This is a genomic window from Serratia sp. BNK-12, assembly GCF_047456085.1.
Taxonomy (GTDB): Bacteria; Pseudomonadota; Gammaproteobacteria; order Enterobacterales; family Enterobacteriaceae; genus Serratia; species Serratia liquefaciens.
Genome location: NZ_CP179896.1, coordinates 1,295,038 through 1,315,090, shown reverse-complemented (window position 1 = coordinate 1,315,090; position 20,053 = coordinate 1,295,038). Strand labels below are relative to the sequence as shown.

Here is a 20,053-nt window from a genome sequence, read left to right as displayed (position 1 = left end):
ACTCCTGTTATCGGTATTGGCGCCATCACGCCTTACGCAGCGAGGCGGGCCGCATATCCTGCCAATGCTGTTCCAGCCAAATCACGCACAGCGGACGCGCCGCCGGGCCAAACACCGGCGTCCACCCCGCCGGCACTGCGCTAAAGTCTGGCCACAGGCTGTATTGCAATTCATCATTCTGCACAATCAGGCAGCTTTGTTGCTCGTCATCGAACGGGTTCAGAGTTTCCATCGCGGACTCCTTGGGCAGTGAAGGTTAGCTTGATCGAGGGGGCAGAGGATTGGTCCGCCCACAGTGCCTGCAGACCGTCTATCAGACCGCCACGCCAGCACAAATGATCGTGTCCCCCGGCCACCACCCGGTATTGCACCCGGTGACCGGCATCACGCAGCAAGTCCGCCATCCGATCGTTGACCCGGCGCGCCACTTTTTCATGCACGCCGGCTTCCATAAACACCTTCAGCTTGCCTTTGCCAACGCCCTGCTCAACCTGATGCAGTAACCAACCGGCATCGGCCGGAATTTCCGCAAGCTGATACATGTCGCGACGTGGCCACCAGAAAGAGCTGGACTGGCAAATCACCCCGCCGAAGCTCTGCGGCCAGTGCAGCCCGGCATACAGCGATGACAAGCCGCCAAAACTTTGGCCGCACACCAGAGTACGGGCAGGATCGCGCTGGTACGGCGCCCATTCGGCGACCTGCGGCAGCAATTCTTCTTGTACCGCCAGCCAGAAATCTGCATTGCAGGCCAGCTCCTGGGAGCGGTGTTTGAGATCGATAATGTCAATCAGCAGATAAACCGCTTCCGGCAGCTTGCCCTCGCGGGTCAACTGCATCAGCGGATCCCAGACCGGCATGTTGCTCGCCCAGAATTGACCGTCCAGCAATATCGCCAGCGGACGTTGTGTTGGATCGCCTTCGCCGGTGGTATAAACCCAGACGTTACGGGTATTGCCCAGACGCTCGCTGTGCCAGCTGTGGCGCTGCAGTTTCGCCGGGGGAGCTGGAGTACAACGCCCGCTGGCGACCGCATAGCGATCGAAATCCTGCCAGGCCGGTTGCGGCAGCGCTTCCGGCATATGCAGGCCTGACAATACATGCCCGCCGACACCGGCCCAGGAACGATGGGGATTCAGCAGGTCCTGGGTCGCACCGGCAAACACCTGATGCCACCAATGGCGGACCGAATGCATATTAACGTGCGCATCCTCATCACTGGGGGCCAGTGGCCGGTCGTCCATACAGGGGATAAAGCAGTAGCTGCCGCGCCAGTCGGCGCTGAGCTCGGTTTGCCAGTACCAAACGTCGGTCCCTTCCAGCCGTTGCAGGCTCTGCGGCGGCGACGACTGATGATGGTCGGTCAGACAATTGATGTGGATCCAGACGCGTCGATAGGCGGAAGTGAGTTCACATCCCTGGGGGTCACGCCATAAAAAGGTGACCTTCCCGCGTCCATCCCCTTGCAGCTCCACCAGCGGCGTGCCGCGTTTGGCGATATTCAGCCACCATCCATGGCGCCCGGCGTGCTTGCTTGATAATAATCTGCTGCTTTCTGACTCGGATTTTGTTTTCAAACGCCTATTCACTATTTAGCTGGCAGCTTCAGGAAAGCCGGTAATTTCGCGGCGCGAGGCGCTGCCCAAGAAAACGGTAAGTCGAATACTATTGATAATTATTTGCGTTTGCAATAGTGTGTGTAGGCTCGTAAACAGGGCAGGTATTCTTCAACAGGGACGGATGCCGAATTTAAGCGCTGAATCCAATGTCGTGGCCGCTGCGTCTTGGCCGATTGGGTTTCTCTTTCCGAAAACAAAAAACTACAACCGCCCTTCTCATAGCCGGAGAGCTACTGCTTCGGTGCCCGGAGAAAGGCAGCAAGGTAGGAACTCTCAGATGAACAGCAAATTATCACGTTATTCCTTAGCCACACTCATCGGGTTAGGGTTAGGCGCGTCCGCTTTTGCACACGCCGCACAGCAAACCGACACCAGCCCAGAAACAGACAAGGTCGCCAAAAGTAAAAAAGAAGCCGCCGAGGACACTATTGTCGTCACTGCCGCCAAGCAAAACCTGCAGGCACCTGGGGTTTCTACCATTACCGCCGACGAAATCAAAAAACGCCCACCTGCCCGTGATATCAGCGAGCTGATCCGCACCATGCCCGGCGTTAACCTGACCGGTAACTCCACCAGCGGCCAGCGCGGCAACAACCGCCAGATCGATATCCGCGGCATGGGCCCGGAAAATACCCTGATCCTGATTGACGGCAAACCTGCCAGCAGCCGCAACTCGGTGCGTCAGGGCTGGCGCGGTGAGCGTGATACCCGCGGCGATACCGCCTGGGTCCCGCCGGAAATGATTGAACGTATCGAAGTGCTGCGCGGCCCCGCGGCAGCCCGTTACGGTAACGGCGCCGCCGGCGGCGTGGTCAACATCATCACCAAGAAGAACACCAAAGAGCTGCACGGCTCGCTGAACACCTATTTCAACGTGCCGGAGCACAAGCAGGAAGGCTCCACCAAGCGTACCGACTTCAGCCTGTCCGGCCCGCTGACCGACCAGTTGAGCTTCCGCCTGTTCGGGGGTTACAGCAAAACTCAGGCCGATGCCTGGGACATTAACGAATCGCATAAATCCGAGCGAGTGGGTGCCTACGCCAGCAGCATTCCTTCCGGCCGTGAAGGGGTGGTAGATAAAAATATCGACGCCTTGCTGCACTGGGACTTCGCGCACCTGCAGTCGCTGGAGTTTGAGTATTCCTATGGCCGTCAGGGCAACCTGTACGCCGGTGACACTCAGAACACCAACACCAATGCGCTGGTACAGAGCAACTACGGCAAAGAAACCAACCGTATCTATCGCGAGACCTTCGGCCTTAACCACCGCGGTGCCTGGGACAATGGCGTCAGCACCAACAACTACGTTCAGTTCGAGCGCACTCGCAATACCCGCCTGAACGAAGGGTTGGCCGGCGGTACCGAAGGTATCTTCGACGCTAAAAACGAAGGCTTCGGCACCACCAAACTGGACGATTTCCTGGCGCACAGCGAAGTCAGCGTGCCATTTGAACTGGGCGTGACGCAAACCGCCACCCTGGGTACCGAATGGAACCAGCAACGCATGAAGGACGGTTCATCCACCAGCCAAACGATGATGGGGGGCACCATTCCCGGTCAAGGTAGCGGTACTCGTAGCCCTTACGCATCCGCCCATATCTTCTCGCTGTTTGCCGAAGACAACATGGAGCTGACCGACAGCACCATGCTGACGCCGGGCCTGCGTTACGATCTGCACTCCGAAGCCGGTAACAACTGGAGCCCGTCGCTGAACCTGTCACAGGAACTGGGCGACAACTTCACCCTGAAAATGGGCATCGCCCGCGCCTACAAAGCGCCTAACCTGTACCAGACCAACCAGAACTATTTGCTGTACAGCAAAGGTCAGGGTTGTTCGTCCAGCGATGTCAAAAATGGCTGCTACCTGCTGGGTAACGACGACCTGAAGGCAGAAACCAGCGTCAATAAAGAAGTCGGGTTGGAATTCCACAATGAAGGCTGGCTGGCCGGCGTGACTTATTTCCGCAACGATTACCACAATAAAATCGAAGCGGGTAATAGCCGTATCGGCACCAGCAGCACCGGCACAGCCGTGTACCAATGGGAAAACGTGCCGAAAGCGGTAGTCCAGGGCCTGGAAGGCACGTTGAACGTGCCGGTCAGCGAGACCGTCTCCTGGAGCAACAACGCCACCTATATGATCGAGAACAAGAACAAGAGCACCGGCGACTACCTGTCGGTGATCCCCAAGTTCACCATCAACTCGACGCTGAGCTGGCAGGCGACCCAGGATCTGTCGATGCAATCGACCCTGACCTGGTACGGCCGTCAGAAACCGAAGAAGTACAACTACCAGGGTAAACCGGTCAGCGGTACCGAAACCAAGGAGGTCAGCCCTTACGCCGTGGTAGGTGCCAGCGCGACCTATGATGTGACCAAAAACATCAGCCTGACGGCGGGTATCGACAACCTGTTCGACAAACGTCAGTTCCGCGAAGGTAACTCGCAGAACGTGGGTGACCCAACCACCGGTGCCATTAACATTGCCGGTGCAGGTGCCGCCACCTACAACGAACCGGGTCGTACTTACTATATGAGCGTGAATACCCATTTCTAAACGGCCGGCTTAATCAAGACTGCTAACCCCCACTAAGGGGCTAAACCGGTAGGGGTCGAACATGGGTACAAACCGGTCACATAGGTAACACTTTTAACCGGTCACATGGGTAACAGTTATAGACTGGCATAGCGGAGGTAATTCACTATGCCCTGGACCGAGACCGTTACCATGAAACGCCTTGAATTTATTCATGCCTGTCAGACCAGCGGGGATTCTTTTTCCGCTGTCTGCAGGCATTTTTGTATCAGCCGTAAAACGGGTTACAAGTGGCTTAAGCGTTTTCAGCCCGATGACGTCTCCTCTCTTGAGGACCATTCCCGTGCACCTCTGACTCATTCACGGCAACATTCATCCGACGTCATTAACTGCCTCATTAGCCTTCGTCGTGCTCATCCTGACTGGGGCCCAAATAAAATTCGTCAGTGGCTTCTCAACCATGAAATCCCTTTTGACGTTCCCGCAGGCAGTACGATTGGCGATATTCTCAAACGCGAAGGCCTTGTCCCAGACAGGATAAAACGCAGAAAAACTCCCGAAAATACGCATGCGCTCACTGATATTCAGGCCGTCAATCAGGTCTGGAGTGCTGACTTTAAAGGTAAATTTAGGCTACTCAGTCAGGAGTACTGTCGCCCTTTTACACTGACCGATAACCATAGCCGTTATCTTCTGGCATGTGAGGCTAGCGCGTCAGAAAACCTGCTGTTCACTCGAGCCTGTTTTGAGAGAGCCTTCCATGAGTATGGTCTGCCAGAGGTTGTGCGAACTGATAATGGGGCGCCCTTTGCCGGAACGGGTATAGCCGGGCTGAGTAGTCTCAGTGTATGGATGATAAAGTTAGGTATTTACCCGGAGCGTATAAAGAAAGGCCACCCGGAACAAAATGGCCGTCATGAACGGATGCACCGTTCGTTAAAGGCTGGCCTAAGCCATAACAACATCCGGCAAACGATGGAAGAACAACAGGCATGGTTCAGTGATTATCGTTATGAATTTAATCATGAAAGGCCGCATGCGGCACTGGGAGGAGCAACGCCTTCTTCGGTGTGGACACCTTCACCCCGGCAGTGGGACGGACGGATACCGGAGGTCAATTATCCGGAAGGAGCCCGGTTGTACAAGGTGGCTGAAAAAGGAGATATACGGCTCGGTAAAAGACTGTTTGTCAGCGAGGCGTTACGGGGAGAATATGTGATGCTTAAAGAAGTGGGTGAAGGGTTGGATGTCGTGTTGTTCGACCGGATGATACTGGCTTATTACGACAGAGCTAAGCACAGTATTATCCGTATCGATTAGACGAAAGTGTTACCTATGTGGCCGGTCAGATCTGTAACCCATGTGGCGGTTGTACCCATGTTCGACCCGATTAAATCCAGTGTTTATGCAACTGGGCGCAGCATGCAGCGCCCCTACCATAAAAAAGCAGAGCCGATTGCCAACGACCTAAGGGGCTGCCATGCAGCCCCTTTTTTATTATTTCTCCAGCGAAACCTGTTTGAAGATGTGTTTGCCGAAGGGATCGATCTCGTAGCCTTTCACCTCTTTGCGCACCGGTTCAAAAATGGTCGAATGGGCAATCATCAACGCCGGCATCTGATCATGCATCATCACCTGTGCCTGTTCATACATTGCCACCCGCTTGGCGTGATCGTTTTCCTCACGCGCTTGCGAAATCAACTTGTCGAACGGCGGATAGCACCACTTGGCCGAGTTCGAACCGCCGTTGGCCGATACGCAGGTAAACAACGGGCCAAAGAAGTTATCCGGATCGCCATTGGCCGTAGTCCAGCCCATCAATGCCGTTTGATGCTCGCCATTTTTTATCCGCTGCAGATATTCGCCCCACTCGAAGGTGACAATTTTGGCCTTCACGCCAATCTTCGCCCAGTCGGACTGGATCATCTCCGCCATGCGCTTGGCATTCGGGTTGTAGGGCCGCTGTACCGGCATCGCCCACAGATCTATCGCAAAGCCCTGCCCCAGCCCTGCCTCTTGCAGTAACTTTTTGGCTTTCTCCGGGGAATACGGGTAATCCTCAATCTTGTCATTGCTGCCCCACTGGGTCGGCGGCAACAGGTTCTTCGCCGGCTGGCCCGCGCCGTGGAACACCGCTTCGAGGATCGCTGGTTTGTTCACCGCCAGCGCCAGCGCCTGCCGCACCTTGACGTTATCCAGCGGTTTTTTCTGGGTATTGAACGCCAGGAAACCGATATTCAGACCGGACTTCTCCATGACCTGGATATTGGGATCCTGACGCATGCGTGTCAGATCCGCCGGGTTAGGAAACGGCATGACCTGGCACTCATTTTTTTGCAGCTTGGCATAACGCACCGCCGCATCCGGGGTAATTGAGAACACCAGACGGTCAACCTTGGGTTTGCCTTCCCAATAGTGGTCGAACGCCTTATAGAGGATCTTCGCATCCTTCTGGTACTGCACCAACTGGAAGGGACCGGTGCCGATCGGGTCGTTGTCCACCCGCTGCGGGGTACCGGCCTTTAGCATCGCATCGGCATATTCGGCGGAGAGAATGGTGGCGAAGTACATGCCGAGATCGGCCACGAATGGCGCTTCAGCGCGCGAAAGTTCAAAGCGCACGGTATTATCGTCCACTTTGACAATGTTGTTGATCAACGTGCCGAACTCCATCGACTCAAAGTTGGTGTAAGCGCCGTTGGAAACCTTGTGATAAGGGTTATTGGCGTCTTTTTGCCGCATGAAGGAGAAGATGACGTCGTCGGCGTTGAAATCGCGGGTGGGGGTAAAGTATTTATTGCTCTGGAATTTCACCCCCTTGCGCAGGTGAAAAGTGTAATTTTTGCCGTCTTCGCTCACCTGCCAGCTTTCGGCCAGGCTGGGCTGCAGCTCAACGGTGCCGGTTTTGAAGTCCACCAATCGGTTATAGATCGTCGCCGAACTGGCGTCCACCGTCGGGCCCGAGGTAAACAACTGCGGGTTAAACCCTTCCGGTGAGCTTTCAGAACAATAAACCAGCGTACTGGCGCGCGCACCGCCCATCGCTGCCAAAGCCAATAATCCCAGCGTCATTGTGAGTGTTTTTGTTTTCATCCTGCCATCCCCGGTATAGAAAATAGACTCGATGGATACCAATAAATCATGAAGTTAGGGATGTAAAGAACAAATTTTAGGCATAAAAAACGGGGAGCGCCGCGTACGGCATTCCCCGTGGTTTTTACGCTTGATGAAATTAAATCATCTGGCTGAAGTTCATCTGCGCCATCAACTTGTAGTTGTCGGCGTAATCGACCGGAATGGCCACCACGACCGGCCCCTGGATTTCCATCGCCCTGCGTAACATGGGCCGCAGGTCATCCACCGACTGCACCGCAAACCCGACCGCCCCGCACGCCTCGGCATAGGCTTTAAAATCGATAGGGCCGAATTCCACCCCGGATTTGCGGCGGTATTTGTTCACCTCCTGCATTTCCACCATGTTGTAGGCGTTATCCACCCAAATTACGTGCACGATGTTATTTTTCAGCCGCACGGCGGTTTCCAGTTCCATGCTCGACTGCATAAAACCGCCGTCGCCGGAAATCGACACCACTTTGTCGCCCGGCCGCACCAGCGCCGCGCCGATGGCCCACGGCAGCGCCACCCCCATGGTCTGCTGGCCGTTGGAAATCAGCAGTTGGCGCGCACGGAAGCTGTAAAGGTAACGCGCAATCCAAATGTGGAAACTGCCCATGTCCACACACAACGTCACGTCGTCGCTGACAATATCCTGCAGCTCTTTGACGATGCGCAGCGGGTGGATTGGCATACCGCCGCGCCGTGCGGCACGTTCCGCCAGTTCGGTACGCTGGCGACCAAGATCGCTGAGGATCGATTCCACTTCGGCCGGCACGCTCACCACGCTGTTAAAGGCTTCGGTCATCATGTCGAGCGTGGCGCTGATATTGCCCACCAGCTCGACGTCCGGACGATAGCAGGTATCGATGTCCGCCGGCAGCACGTCGATATGCACCAGTTTCAATCGCCCCTGGCTGTTCCACATGCAGGGATCGTATTCGATCGGGCCATAGCCGACGCTGACCACCAAATCGGCTTTCTGCAGCAGCTGGTCGGCCGGTTGGTTGTTGAACAAGCCGACGCGGCCGGCAAAGCGTGCAAAGTGATTAACGTCGATCACCCCTGCCGCCTGGTAGGTCCCCACTACCGGCATATGGGTGCGATGCAGCAGTTGGCGCACCGCCTCGCTGTTTTCCGGGCGGCTGGCTTGCAGCCCCAGCAACAACACCGGGCATTTCGCCTGTTGGATCAGCTTAACCGCGGCGCGAATATCCTCGGCAGCGGCGGCCCCCATTCGCGGCAACCGACACCCCGCCAGCACCGGGGCGCTGACCGGCTCATTGACGATGTCCATCGGCAGGCTGACAAAAGACGCCCCCGGACGGCCGAATTCGGCGTGGCGGAAAGCGTTGGCAATCACTTCAGAAATCGCCGAACCGGCATGCACTTCGGCACAATACTTGGTCACTGGCCGAAACATACTGACGGTATCCATGCTCTGGTGGGTCTGTTTGAGGTTGTCGGCACGCTTCACCGCCCCGCCGAACGCCACGACCGCATCCCCTTCCGAGGTGGCGGTCGCCAGCCCGGTGATCAAATTGGAACTGCCCGGCCCGGAGGTCACCAACGCCACCCCGGCCTTGCCGGTCAAACGCCCCACCGCCGCCGCCATAAACGCCGCGTTGGCCTCGTGGCGCACCACCACCGTTTCTATCGACGGCGCGTCTTCCAGCGAATCGAATACCCGGTCAATCTTGGCGCCCGGAATACCGAATACGTGTTTAACCCCCTGCGCCTCCAGATTTTTCACCACCAAATCTGCGCCACATGCCCAATTATTGTCTGTTTTTGCCTTGTTCATGGAATACCTCCTGAAAATACACCCAGGACTGTCGCGGAATTAACCCTCGGCAGAACGAATTGCGCTATCCAAATCCTCGGGACAGAGGTCGGCGCGCAGAAAATCCGCATCATGCGGCAATTGAAGATTGAGGCGGGTGATCACGCCAAATTGCAGGCGACCGTGGTCAAGTTGGTAATCCAGCACGTGACCGCCACCGTTGCGATCGTCGGTGACAAAATGCTCGTGATAACCGGCCACGCCAACGCCCTGCATGTAATCAGGCGAACGGAAGCCAACCAGGGTGCCCTGACGTCGATGGAAGGCAAAGGTCGGCTGCTCTTCTATCGCCTCCAGCATCGGACGATAAGGCCGCTCTTGACGCGGCACGGTGCGGGTTTCCACATGGCTGAACTCGCCGTCGACGCGCAGCGCGCAGAACAGGTTCGGCGAAGCCACCTGCTCATCGATGCACTGGTGCAACTGCGCCTTGGTGATCGGACTGTCGAAGTGTTGGGTGACGCTAGGTTGGAAAAAGGTGACAACGGCAAACGGGGTTTTCTGCTGCAAACTGGCCGGTCGTGCGCTGCCGTCGGCGCGCAACTGGTGAATTTCCTGGTCGAAAGCGATCAGTTCGCCGTCGAGGTGATTGAACGTTCCCAGGCCAAAGTTGCCGTGCTTGAGCAACTCGGCAATAGTGACCTCCCCTTCGTAAACGCCGCTGATCAGTGCGCTCATCAGCGAGATTTGATAGATCTCGCCCTCCCCAACGCTCAGCGACTGCCTGGCAAACCCTTGCGCCAAATGCTGTGCGCAGGAACACCCATGGTCTTCGTTCATAACTACTCCTCCACCAGCGCGGAGTGAAATGCCCCGCGCGTTCAAAAATGCCCACCCGTAGGTGAACAAAGATGTCGCCGGCAGCGCGTTCAGTTGGAACGATTCAGCCAACGGCGACAAAAAAACCGGCACGGCAGGCCGGCGATGCCCAATGTCAACAACGGTTTAGATTCACTAATCATTGTTGGTAAACAGGGCATCAATTTGAACGGTTAATCTGGTGTTGAAGTCATCATCAATACCGCAGGCACACGGTGGAACCTGGGGGAAATTCTGTATTTAAAGTTCTAAAAACCGCGAGTTTTATGCATTTTCTCTCTGTGCGGCGGGGTTCACGACACGCCTTCGCTTTCCGTAAGCCCGAAAAAAGAGTAGCCGCATTGCGACGGACGGAGAACCTGGTATTCATAAGAAACGCTTTTGCATATAATGCAAAGATGAATGACGCCCGCTATGTTGAACATCTGCCGATATTTCTCGAGGTCGCCCTGTTGGGCAGCTTCTCCGCCGCCGCTCGCAAGCTGGGAATGGTGCCTTCTTCGCTGGTACGCCACATTGATGCGCTGGAAAACGCGCTGGACGCCACGCTGTTTATCCGCTCTACGCGGGGTTTGATACTGACGGATGCGGGCGAAAGGCTGCAGGCGCGAGCAAGCACGCTGCTGACGGATATCACCGACATCCGTGCCGAACTGGCTTCGTGGAACGATATACCGCAAGGCACGCTGCGTATCAGCTGTCTGCCCACCTTCGGCAAAACCTATATCCTGCCGCTGTTGCCGACGCTGGCCGAACGCTATCCGCAACTGTTTGTCGACCTGGATTTGACCGAACGCCAAACCGATCCGACCCAGGAACTGTTGGATGCCGCCATTCGTATCGGCGAGCAAAAAGACAGCGGGCTGTACGCCAGCCGCATCGCGACCCAGCGCTGGGTGATGTGCGCCAGCCCTGACTATATCGCCCGTTACGGACAGCCGGCCGACCTCAATGCATTGCCGCAGCATCGACTGATTGCCCGCTACCATAAGCAACAACCGGCCTGTTGGGCGCAAATCCTCAGCGTTCCTCTGATGAGCCGCTGCAGCATGGTGCTGCGCTGTGACGACTTTACCGCTCAACGCCAGGCGGCGCTGCTGGGGTTGGGGCTCACCTTTTTGCCCAACTGGGTGGTTGGCCCGGATATTCAGGCCGGCCGCTTGCTGCAGGTGTTGGAAGACCCGCGCCAGGAGCAACAGGGGATTTACCTGTTACGGCCGGTGGCGAAGGTATCCGCGCGGCTGAACCTGTTTATTACCCTGCTAAAACAAAGCATCGGTCAGCCGCCGAGCTGGGAGTAACGTGGGGAAACCTGTCCTTGCAGCGCCGAGTTGTCGCTTTCATCTTTCAGCTCCACCCCGGTCAGCCGACGCTGGAAAGCCTGCTCCAGCAGCCAGGCCAGTTTGAACGCCGCCTGCGGATAATCCAGCCCTTCCGGACGCACGTTGGAGATGCAGTTGCGCTCCGACTCGCGCCGCCGGGTGTTCGGCCCCCAGGTAAGGTAGATACCAAGGCTGTCCGGCGACGATAAGCCCGGCCGCTCGCCGATCAACATCGCCACCGCTCTGGCCTGCAAACACTCGCCGATATCATCCCCCAGCGCGACCCGCGATTGGTGTGCCAATACCACAGGGGCAACCGAAAGCCCCAGTCCATCGAGATAAGGTCGCAGCGCCTGCAACAACGGTAGCGCCTGACGGTGCACCGCCTTGGAGGATAAACCGTCCGCCACCACCAGCAGCAGATCGGCCGGTTTTTCCGGCAGGCCCAGCAGCAGGCTGCGGCTGTCAGGAGCCAAACGCCGCCCGAGGTCCGGCCGACGGAGATAGGCGGTGCGATCGGCGGCCTGACTGTGCACCGTCAGGGTTTGCCAACCTTGCTCCTGCAATGTCCCGGCCAGCGTATCGCTATCAAACGGCTGATGTACCGCATCACGCGCCTGCGCATGCGCCAGACCGAATTTAAGCAACTCCGCCGTAGGCAGGCTGGAACCGGTACGCCCCAATGCAATGCGCGCATCGGTAAAGGCGCGCAGCGCGTCCCAACGGTTAACGTGCACCGGTTTGCTCATCGTCTCTCTCCCTGCAGGGCCAGTAGCAAAGGGTGATTGGCGGCGGTATCGCGCAGTTGACCCCGTTCATCGGTAATCTGCATTTTAGTCAGCCAGTCGGCAAACTCCGGTGCGTGCTTCAACCCCAGCAGCTCGCGGATATAGAGCGCGTCGTGGAATGAGGTGCTTTGATAATTGAGCATGATGTCGTCGGCACCCGGCACGCCAATCAGGAAAGTCAGCCCGGCGGTGGCCAACAGCGTCAGCAGCGTGTCCATGTCGTCCTGATCCGCCTCCGCGTGATTGGTGTAGCACACGTCGCACCCTAGCGGCAGACCAAGTAGCTTGCCGCAAAAATGATCCTCCAAGCCGGCGCGGATAATTTGTTTACCATCGTACAGATATTCCGGGCCGATAAAGCCGACCACGGTGTTGATCAACAACGGGGAGAAATGACGCGCCACCGCATAGGCCCGCGCTTCGCAGGTTTGCTGATCGACGCCATGGTGTGCGTTGGACGACAAACAGCTGCCCTGCCCGGTTTCAAAATACATCACGTTATTGCCCAAAGTGCCGCGGTTAAGGCTCAATGCCGCCTGCTGCGCTTCCGCCAGCAGCGCCAGATTGATGCCGAACCCCTGATTGGCCGCTTCGGTACCCGCGATCGACTGGAACACCAAATCCACAGGGACGCCACGCTCCATCAACCGTAGCGTATTGGTCACATGGGTCAGCACGCAGGATTGCGTCGGAATGGCGAAGCGCTGGATCACGTCGTCCAGCATGTAGTTGAGCTTTTCCAGCAGCGGCAGGCTGTCGCTGGCCGGATTGATGCCGACGACCGCATCCCCGCAACCATACAGCAGGCCGTCGAGCATGCTGGCGGCAATACCCTGCAGACTGTCGGTAGGATGATTCGGTTGCAACCGCACGCTGAGCCGCCCCGGCAGGCCGAGGGTATTGCGAAAACGCGTAATGACCCGGCACTTCTTCGCCACCAGGATCAGATCCTGATTGCGCATCAATTTACTCACTGCCGCCGCCATTTCCGGCGTAATGCCTGCAGCTACCCGTGCCAACATCGCGCTGTCCGCCTGCTCGCTCAAGAGCCAATCGCGGAAATCCCCCACCGTCAGGTGCGATATCGGCGCAAAGGCCAACGCATCGTGGCTATCGACAATCAGCCGTGTGACCTCGTCATGTTCATAAGGCACCAGCAGTTGCTGGAGAAAGGTTTTCAGCGGCACATCCGCCAACGCGATGCGCGCCGCCATGCGTTCTTCTGCACTGTCCGCCGCCACCTCCGCCAGATAATCGCCGGAACGTGCCGGTGATGCCTTGGCCAGCAACTGGCGTAAATCGTTGAAACGGTAGCTGCGCCGGCTAAGCGTGGCCTGATACATAGCGCCCCCTGTTTTGCCCTGAATGGTCGGTGGAAGTTGCAAACCCTGTACCAAGTGTAGTCAGTGGGCGTGTGAAATTATTTTTTGCCGGAAATCAGCCTATGTCCCCATATCTCGGGCTATCCACGCTGCAGTGGCGCGCACTAAAATCATGCACGGCATTCCGCCTGTGGTCGCTTCGGGTTACAGTAGCCTCAACTAAGGAGCGGTAATGAGTCTGCAGCAGAAAATTATCCAGTGGTTACAGCAAGATAACGAAAGAATGATGGCATTGCGCACCGCACGACGACTCGGGCTGAATGACTGGTGCCTGGGGGCCGGTTTTGTGCGCAATCTGGTGTGGGATCAGCGCCACGGTTACGTTACGTCTACGCCGCTCAACGACATCGACGTGATCCATTTCGACCCACAGCGCCCGGAAGCGGAACGTGACCACATGCTGGAAACGCGGCTGCAAGAGTGGCTGCCACAGCCCTGGTCGGTGAAAAACCAGGCGCGTATGCATTTGCGTAGCGGTCGGGCTCCTTATCGCAATAGCGAAGACGCCATCAGCTTTTGGACCGAGGTGGAAACGGCCGTGGGTGCACGCCTGAATGCAGATGACAGCATTACGCTGGTCGCGCCGTTCGGTCTCGAGGGGCTGTTTGCCGACACTATTACCTTCAATGCCAAAAACGGCGACCTCGATGCCTATGAACAGCGGGTTGTCGGCAAAGGCTGGTTACAACGATGGCCGCGCCTGCGGCAAATTCGCGGGTAAAGTTTTTCCCCAGGTTGCCGATACCCTGAGTAGCCATATCAAGACTCAGGGAGAGCATTATGTCGACCAGCATCACCATGATTGTTCCGGTGAAAAATACCGTACCCGGCGTCAGCAACGTTTTTAGCGCCCCCGGTAATACAGGCCAGGTGCTGATGGCCAAGCCGGTACATCAGCAACCTGAAGGCGACAAGTCTAATGAAACCAAAGCGGCGGGCGGTAGCGACCGGGTTAGCGTTTCCGACAGCAGCGCTTCAGCACGCATCAAAGTGCTGAACAAACAGATTCAGGCTCTGCAGCAAAAACTGGTGGATCTGAAAGATTCGGACAGCGATCCCAAAGAGATCGAAAAACAGAAACAGCTGATCCAGGCGCAGATCAAGATGCTGCAGGCCGAGATCGCGCGGATTCAAAAAGAAGAGATGGAAAAACAGCAGGCCGAGCAGATGGCCAAGGCCAATGAGAGCATTGTCCCTGCCAAGGGCGATGGCATCAACCGCCCGACGGCGGCCAACGCCGTGGACGTGTATATCTGACTCAGTAGTCCGCCTGTTGTCGGCGTTGCTGCTGCAACAATGCCGCCTGCTGGCCAACCACTTGCCAGATGGCTTCCGCCGCGGGTGTCAGCGAACGGTTTTTACGCCGGACCAGCATCAGTGCGCGGTTGATTTCCGGCATCAGCCGACGCACCTTTAATTGCCCCCCTTCCGGCAGCGGTAACGCCAGCGCAGGAAAAATACTGATGCCGATACCTGCCGCCACCATCGGGAACAACGTTGCCGGGTGGCCTATCTCTTGTACCACCTGCGCTTCCACGCCTTGCTGACGCAACGCGCTGTCAATCAGCGGCCGGCTACCGGACGCATAGTCCTGCAATACCAGACGACTGCCGTTCAGCGCCGACCAGTGCACCTCGGCCCGCCCGGCGAAGGGGTGATCGTTACGGCACAGCAGCAGGAAGGGTTCGTGCAGGATGGGTTCGCAGTCCAGATCCACCGCCTGGACCGGATCCACCACGATGCCAAAATCCACTTCGGCGTTGCGAATGCTGTGCAGGACCTGTTGCTGTGCCTGATCGCGCAGCATAATGCGAATATCCGGATACTGCTTTTCCCCTGCCGCAATGCACTGCGGCATCAGGTGTGCGGAGATGGTTTGGCTGGACGCCACCCGTACCGTACCGCTGCGCTGCACGCCGAAGCTGCGCGCATCCAGCAATGACGACTGCAGCTCATCCAGCAAGCGTTCAACGCGGTTGGCCAACCGCTGCCCGGCGTCGGTCAGCACCACTTCGCGAGTGGTGCGATCGAGCAGGCGAACGCCGACCTCCGCTTCCAGCTCTTTCACGCTGTGGCTGACCGCCGACTGCGTCAGACCAATGGCCTCACCGGCCCGGCTGAAACTGCGGTGGCGGGCAATGGCGACAAACACCTTGAGCTGCTTAATCGAGTAATTCATGTTTTTTATTCATAAATGAATTAAATAAATCAATTTAATTATTATATCCCGCCGCGCGACAATGGGCGCATTGATTTTTCATCCGAGTACGCCGCCATGAGATTCTTGCCCGATCGCTTTACCCTGACGTTGATCGCCACCGTGCTGCTGGCTTCGTTCCTGCCTGCGCGCGGCGAGTTCGTCGGCTGGCTGAACGCACTGACCATCGCCGCCATCGCCCTGCTGTTCTTTATGCACGGCGCCAAGCTGTCGCGCGAAGCCATTCTGGCCGGCAGCAATAACTGGCGGCTGCATCTGTGGGTGATGTTCAGCACCTTCATTATTTTCCCGGCGCTGGGCGTGCTGTTTAAATGGTGGTCGCCGGTCAACGTCAGCCCCGAGCTGTATTCCGGCTTTATTTATCTGTGCATTCTGCCCGCCACCGTGCAATCGGCCATCGCCTTTACTTCGCTGGCAGGCGGCAACGTGGCGGCGGCGGTATGCAGCGCTTCAGCGTCAAGCCTGTTGGGGATTTTCGTTTCGCCGCTGCTGGTGGGGCTGCTGATGAACGTTCACGGTGAAACCGGCAGCCTGCAGCAGGTGGGTTCCATCGTCCTGCAGCTGTTAGTGCCCTTTGTGGCCGGTCACCTGTCGCGCCCGCTGATTGGTAAATGGATTGAACGCAACCGTAAGCTGATTGGCAAGACCGATCAGACTTCGATCCTGTTGGTGGTTTACGCGGCCTTCAGCGAAGCCGTCACCCACGGTATCTGGCATCAGGTCGGATTGGGTTCGCTGGTGTTTATCATCGTCGGCAGCCTGGTGCTGCTGACGATCGTGCTGGTGGTGAACACTTACATGGCGCGCTGGCTGGGCTTTAGTAAAGCCGATGAGATCACCATCGTGTTCTGCGGCTCGAAGAAAAGCCTGGCGAACGGTATCCCGATGGCCAATATCCTGTTCCCGGCCGCTACCGTGGGGATTATGGTGCTGCCGCTGATGGTGTTCCACCAGGTACAGCTGATGACCTGCGCCGTGCTGGCGCGGCGCTATCAAAAGAAACAGCAGGAAAAACAGGCGGTGCCAAACGCCGAAACGGCGCGGGGATAATCAAACGGGCGCGACGATTGCCGCGCCCGGCTACTCAACTTTTCTTCAGCGGCTTGACCAGGTGGTCGAGCCCTTCGATTTTAATCGCCAGCGTCATTTCCATCAGCATGCCGAGTTTGCCATTCGGGAACTCCCCCTTGCGAGCAAACCACAGCAGGTACTCCTCGGGCAGGTCAATCAGCACCCGCCCCTGGTATTTACCGAACGGCATCACGGTGTTGGCGATTTCCAGCAGGTTCTCTTTTTCCATCAGGCACCCAACAGGCGGATCATTTCCGCTTCGTCGATCACCGCAATGCCCAGTTCTTGCGCCTTCACCAGCTTGGAACCGGCGGCTTCCCCGGCAATCACCAAATCGGTTTTCTTCGAGACGCTGCCGCTGACCTTGGCGCCCAACGCCGTCAGGCGATCTTTGGCCTCATCGCGTGAAAGCTGGCTCAATGAGCCCGTCAGCACCACGGTTTTACCGGCAAACGGGCTGTCGATTTCGTCCGCGACTATCACCACCGGCGCCGGCCAGTTGATGCCTATTTCGTCGCTGATCAGTTCATTGATAACCTTCTGGTTAAGCTCCTCGTCCAGGAAATGCCGCGTGTGTTTCGCCACCACTTCACCGACGTCCGGCACTTCTTTCAAAGCCTCGATGTCAGCCGCAAACAGCTTCTCCAGCGTGCCAAAATGCGCGGCCAGATTGGCGGCCGTGGCTTCACCGACCTCACGGATGCCCAACGCGTACAGGAAGCGGGCGAAGGTGGTTTGCTTGGACTTCTCCAGCGCATTGACCAGATTCTGCGCTGATTTCGGCCCCATGCGATCCAACCCGGTGAGAATGCCGGCGGACAGGCGGAACAGATCGGCCGGGTTCTTGACGTACTCTTTTTCCACCAGCTGTTCGATGATTTTGTCACCCATGCCGTCGACGTCCAACGCTCTGCGGGAAACGAAATGCTTCAGTGCTTCTTTACGCTGCGCGGCGCAAATCAGCCCGCCGGTGCAGCGTGCCACCGCTTCGCCTTCGACTCTTTCGACATCGGAACCGCATACCGGACAGTGTTGCGGGAATACAACTTCACGCGCGTCTGCAGGGCGGCGATCGGTCATCACCCCAACCACCTGCGGGATCACATCACCCGCGCGGCGCACGATCACCGTGTCGCCAATGCGCAGGCCCAAACGTTCAATTTCGTCGGCGTTGTGCAGCGTGGCGTTGCTAACAATCACCCCGGCAACCAGCACCGGCTCCAGGCGCGCCACGGGGGTAATAGCCCCGGTACGACCAACCTGGAACTCCACCTCGCGCACCAGGGTAATCTGTTCCTGCGCCGGGAATTTGAACGCCGTTGCCCAACGTGGCGCACGCGCCACAAAGCCGAGCGTTTCTTGCAGATCGATATCGTCGATCTTCACCACCACGCCGTCGATATCAAAGCCGAGCTGCGCACGGTCCTGCTCTACCTGACGATAGAACGCCAATACCTCGTCACTGCCGGTACAACATTTGGCGCGATCGCTAACCGGCAAGCCCCACGCTTTGAACTGCATCAGCCGCTGCCAGTGGCTGCGCGGCAATTCGCCCCCTTCCAGCAGGCCAACACCATAGCAGAAGAAGGTCAGTGGGCGCTTGGCGGTGATGCGCGGATCAAGCTGACGGATCGACCCGGCGGCGGCGTTACGCGGATTGGCAAAGATTTTGCCGTCTTTGCGACGCGCCTCTTCGTTCATCTGCTCGAAACCGGCCTGCGGCATAAAGACTTCGCCACGCACTTCCAGCCGACGCGGGATGTTGTCACCGGTCAGACGCAGCGGAATGGCGCGGATGGTACGCACGTTGGAGGTAATGTTTTCACCGGTGGTGCCGTCGCCGCGCGTGGCGGCGCGCACCAGCTCGCCGTCTTCGTACAGCAAACTGACCGCCAGGCCGTCCAGTTTCAGTTCACAGCAGAAGGTCAGCGGCTCGCTGCTCTTCAGGCGATCCTGCACCCGCTTGTAGAACGCCAGGAAGCTCTCTTCGTCAAAAACGTTGTCCAGCGACAGCATCGGCACTTCATGGCGTACCTGATCGAACGCCGCCAAAGGAGCCGCGCCCACGCGCTGGGTGGGCGAGTCGGCGGTGATCAACTCAGGATGTGCGCTTTCCAGCTCGCGCAGTTCACGCATCAGGCGATCGTATTCCGCATCCGGCACTTCCGGCGCGTCCAGCACATGATATTGATATTCGTGATGGCGCAGTGAGGTTCGTAGTTGATTGATTTGTTGGATTATCGATTCCATGGCTCACCATCAAAGATAAAAAACCCCCGGCAGGCGGGGGCTTTGTTGTTACGGATGTTCAGTGCGCGTAGCAGCCGTTTAGTCGTTGTTATCCAACACTTCACGAATGCGCGCTTTGTAGGTTTCCAGCTTCTGCGGGGTCATCATGCGGCGCTCGTCGTCCAGCACCACACCACCCACGTCGTCGGCGATCCGCTGTGCCGACTGCAGCATCAGCTTGAAGTTCTGATTAGCGTCGCCATACGACGGCACCATCATGAACATCGATACGCCCGGCGTCGAGAAATCGGACATCATCTCAGGATCAAAGGACCCTGGTTTAACCATATTCGCCAGGCTAAACAGCACAGGACCGCTGCCCGCAGGGCTGATATGGCGATGGAAGATGCCCATTTCGCCAAACTGGAAGCCCGCCTGCAGCACGCTCTGCAGCAGAACTTCGCCGCCGATTACGCCACCCTGATGTGCGGTAACGTGCAGCACCAGTACGGTTTCTTTCAGTTTTGCCGGTTTGACGGCAGCAGGTGCAGGCTGAGGCTCGTGCACCACCGCTGGCTTCTCTTCCGGCTGTGGCTGATGAGCAGGTTCGGCGTGGAACGCCGGCTCCGCTGCATGCGCCACTGGCGGCAGATCGTCAACGCGCGGTTCACGGCGCGGCGCAGGCTGCTGCGGCTCGTCGTCTTCATCCTGCGCGTAGTTGTCCAGCAGGATGTCATCATAATCCGGTCGCTGAGACAGCGGTGGCGGAGACTGATGAGCAGCCGGTTGAACGGCACGCGGTGCTGGCTCAGCCGCCGGAGCGGGCTTGGGCGCAACCACGGGTTCTTCGCGAGCGGCATCAAAATGACCAAAGGACGGCTCATCTTGCGGGTGAGCGGAGCGTACACGCACCTCTCCCACGCCTTCATCGAGATCGTCGATCGGGGATTGTTCACGTTCCTTTTTGGAACGTTTGGCTGGGCGATCGCGAAAAAGCGATGAGCGTTCCTTACGACTGGTCCAAAGACCGTGCAATAACAACGCTATTATGGCGATCGCGCCAACAACGATTAATATCAGACGCAAATCCTGCATCATTGCTATCTCTGTTG

Annotated in this window: 17 protein-coding genes; 6 read left to right on the top strand and 11 right to left on the bottom strand. The window is 57.5% G+C overall.

Annotation, left to right across the window (positions count from 1 at the left end; genetic code table 11):
- Positions 1 to 25: 25 nt before the first annotated feature.
- Both ACMGG1_RS05910 and fes read right to left on the bottom strand, forming a co-directional pair.
- On the bottom strand, positions 26 to 232 hold the full coding sequence (locus tag ACMGG1_RS05910) for an MbtH family protein (protein WP_020827972.1): 207 nt from the start codon (positions 230 to 232) through the stop codon (positions 26 to 28).
- A complete protein-coding gene (gene fes / locus ACMGG1_RS05905) occupies positions 207 to 1,577 on the bottom strand; it encodes an enterochelin esterase (RefSeq protein WP_071844543.1) in 1,371 nt (456 codons plus the stop codon). The genes ACMGG1_RS05910 and fes overlap by 26 nt, the downstream gene beginning before the upstream one ends.
- A 319-nt stretch (positions 1,578 to 1,896) precedes the next feature.
- Between fes and ACMGG1_RS05900 the strand changes: the two genes are divergently transcribed.
- Complete coding sequence (locus ACMGG1_RS05900) at positions 1,897 to 4,176, top strand: TonB-dependent siderophore receptor (RefSeq protein WP_020827974.1); 2,280 nt, start codon at positions 1,897 to 1,899, stop codon at positions 4,174 to 4,176.
- A gap of 171 nt (positions 4,177 to 4,347) precedes the next feature.
- Positions 4,348 to 5,475, top strand: coding sequence for an integrase core domain-containing protein (locus ACMGG1_RS05895; protein WP_232807925.1), 1,128 nt, complete (start codon positions 4,348 to 4,350; stop codon positions 5,473 to 5,475).
- A 177-nt stretch (positions 5,476 to 5,652) separates the two neighbouring features.
- On the opposite strand, the gene ACMGG1_RS05890 is transcribed toward ACMGG1_RS05895, so the two are convergent.
- From ACMGG1_RS05890 to budA, 3 genes are all read right to left on the bottom strand, one after another.
- The gene (locus tag ACMGG1_RS05890; RefSeq protein ID WP_390902096.1) at positions 5,653 to 7,227 is read right to left on the bottom strand and encodes an ABC transporter substrate-binding protein; all 1,575 of its coding nucleotides are present in this window, start codon (positions 7,225 to 7,227) and stop codon (positions 5,653 to 5,655) included.
- A 160-nt stretch (positions 7,228 to 7,387) separates the two neighbouring features.
- Entirely contained in the window at positions 7,388 to 9,073 is a 1,686-nt protein-coding gene (alsS, locus tag ACMGG1_RS05885) for an acetolactate synthase AlsS (RefSeq protein WP_046372994.1), read from the bottom strand.
- Between the two features lie 39 nt (positions 9,074 to 9,112).
- On the bottom strand, positions 9,113 to 9,892 hold the full coding sequence (gene budA, locus ACMGG1_RS05880; protein WP_020827977.1) for an acetolactate decarboxylase: 780 nt from the start codon (positions 9,890 to 9,892) through the stop codon (positions 9,113 to 9,115).
- A gap of 437 nt (positions 9,893 to 10,329) precedes the next feature.
- Between budA and ACMGG1_RS05875 the strand changes: the two genes are divergently transcribed.
- A complete protein-coding gene (locus ACMGG1_RS05875) occupies positions 10,330 to 11,232 on the top strand; it encodes a LysR family transcriptional regulator (RefSeq protein ID WP_414161216.1) in 903 nt (300 codons plus the stop codon).
- On the opposite strand, the gene eutC is transcribed toward ACMGG1_RS05875, so the two are convergent.
- On the bottom strand, positions 11,211 to 12,002 hold the full coding sequence (gene eutC / locus ACMGG1_RS05870) for an ethanolamine ammonia-lyase subunit EutC (protein WP_414161215.1): 792 nt from the start codon (positions 12,000 to 12,002) through the stop codon (positions 11,211 to 11,213). The two genes, ACMGG1_RS05875 and eutC, sit on opposite strands and share 22 nt — an antisense overlap.
- Positions 11,999 to 13,384 (bottom strand): ethanolamine ammonia-lyase subunit EutB, encoded by a 1,386-nt coding sequence (locus ACMGG1_RS05865; RefSeq protein ID WP_046372991.1) that lies wholly within the window; start codon positions 13,382 to 13,384, stop codon positions 11,999 to 12,001. The genes eutC and ACMGG1_RS05865 overlap by 4 nt, the downstream gene beginning before the upstream one ends.
- 211 nt (positions 13,385 to 13,595) lie before the next feature.
- Between ACMGG1_RS05865 and ACMGG1_RS05860 the strand changes: the two genes are divergently transcribed.
- Positions 13,596 to 14,144, top strand: coding sequence for a nucleotidyltransferase family protein (locus ACMGG1_RS05860; protein ID WP_115058363.1), 549 nt, complete (start codon positions 13,596 to 13,598; stop codon positions 14,142 to 14,144).
- 59 nt (positions 14,145 to 14,203) lie between these two features.
- Entirely contained in the window at positions 14,204 to 14,680 is a 477-nt protein-coding gene (locus ACMGG1_RS05855) for a FlxA-like family protein (RefSeq protein ID WP_020827982.1), read from the top strand.
- Between the two features lies 1 nt (position 14,681).
- On the opposite strand, the gene ACMGG1_RS05850 is transcribed toward ACMGG1_RS05855, so the two are convergent.
- On the bottom strand, positions 14,682 to 15,602 hold the full coding sequence (locus ACMGG1_RS05850) for a LysR family transcriptional regulator (RefSeq protein ID WP_115058362.1): 921 nt from the start codon (positions 15,600 to 15,602) through the stop codon (positions 14,682 to 14,684).
- 96 nt (positions 15,603 to 15,698) lie between these two features.
- Here ACMGG1_RS05850 and ACMGG1_RS05845 point away from each other — a divergent pair, with 96 nt between their 5' ends.
- A complete protein-coding gene (locus tag ACMGG1_RS05845) occupies positions 15,699 to 16,691 on the top strand; it encodes a bile acid:sodium symporter family protein (protein WP_048760964.1) in 993 nt (330 codons plus the stop codon).
- A 34-nt stretch (positions 16,692 to 16,725) separates the two neighbouring features.
- Here the strand turns inward: ACMGG1_RS05845 and ACMGG1_RS05840 are convergent, their stop codons facing one another.
- The 3 genes from ACMGG1_RS05840 to zipA form a co-directional block, all read right to left on the bottom strand.
- The gene (locus ACMGG1_RS05840; protein WP_020827985.1) at positions 16,726 to 16,941 is read right to left on the bottom strand and encodes a DUF3820 family protein; all 216 of its coding nucleotides are present in this window, start codon (positions 16,939 to 16,941) and stop codon (positions 16,726 to 16,728) included.
- Positions 16,941 to 18,962: an NAD-dependent DNA ligase LigA gene (gene ligA / locus ACMGG1_RS05835; protein WP_115058361.1), complete on the bottom strand. Its 2,022-nt coding sequence runs from the start codon at positions 18,960 to 18,962 to the stop codon at positions 16,941 to 16,943. Before ligA ends, ACMGG1_RS05840 begins: the two co-directional genes overlap by 1 nt.
- A gap of 78 nt (positions 18,963 to 19,040) precedes the next feature.
- Entirely contained in the window at positions 19,041 to 20,039 is a 999-nt protein-coding gene (zipA, locus tag ACMGG1_RS05830) for a cell division protein ZipA (RefSeq protein ID WP_020827987.1), read from the bottom strand.
- Positions 20,040 to 20,053: the final 14 nt, after the last annotated feature.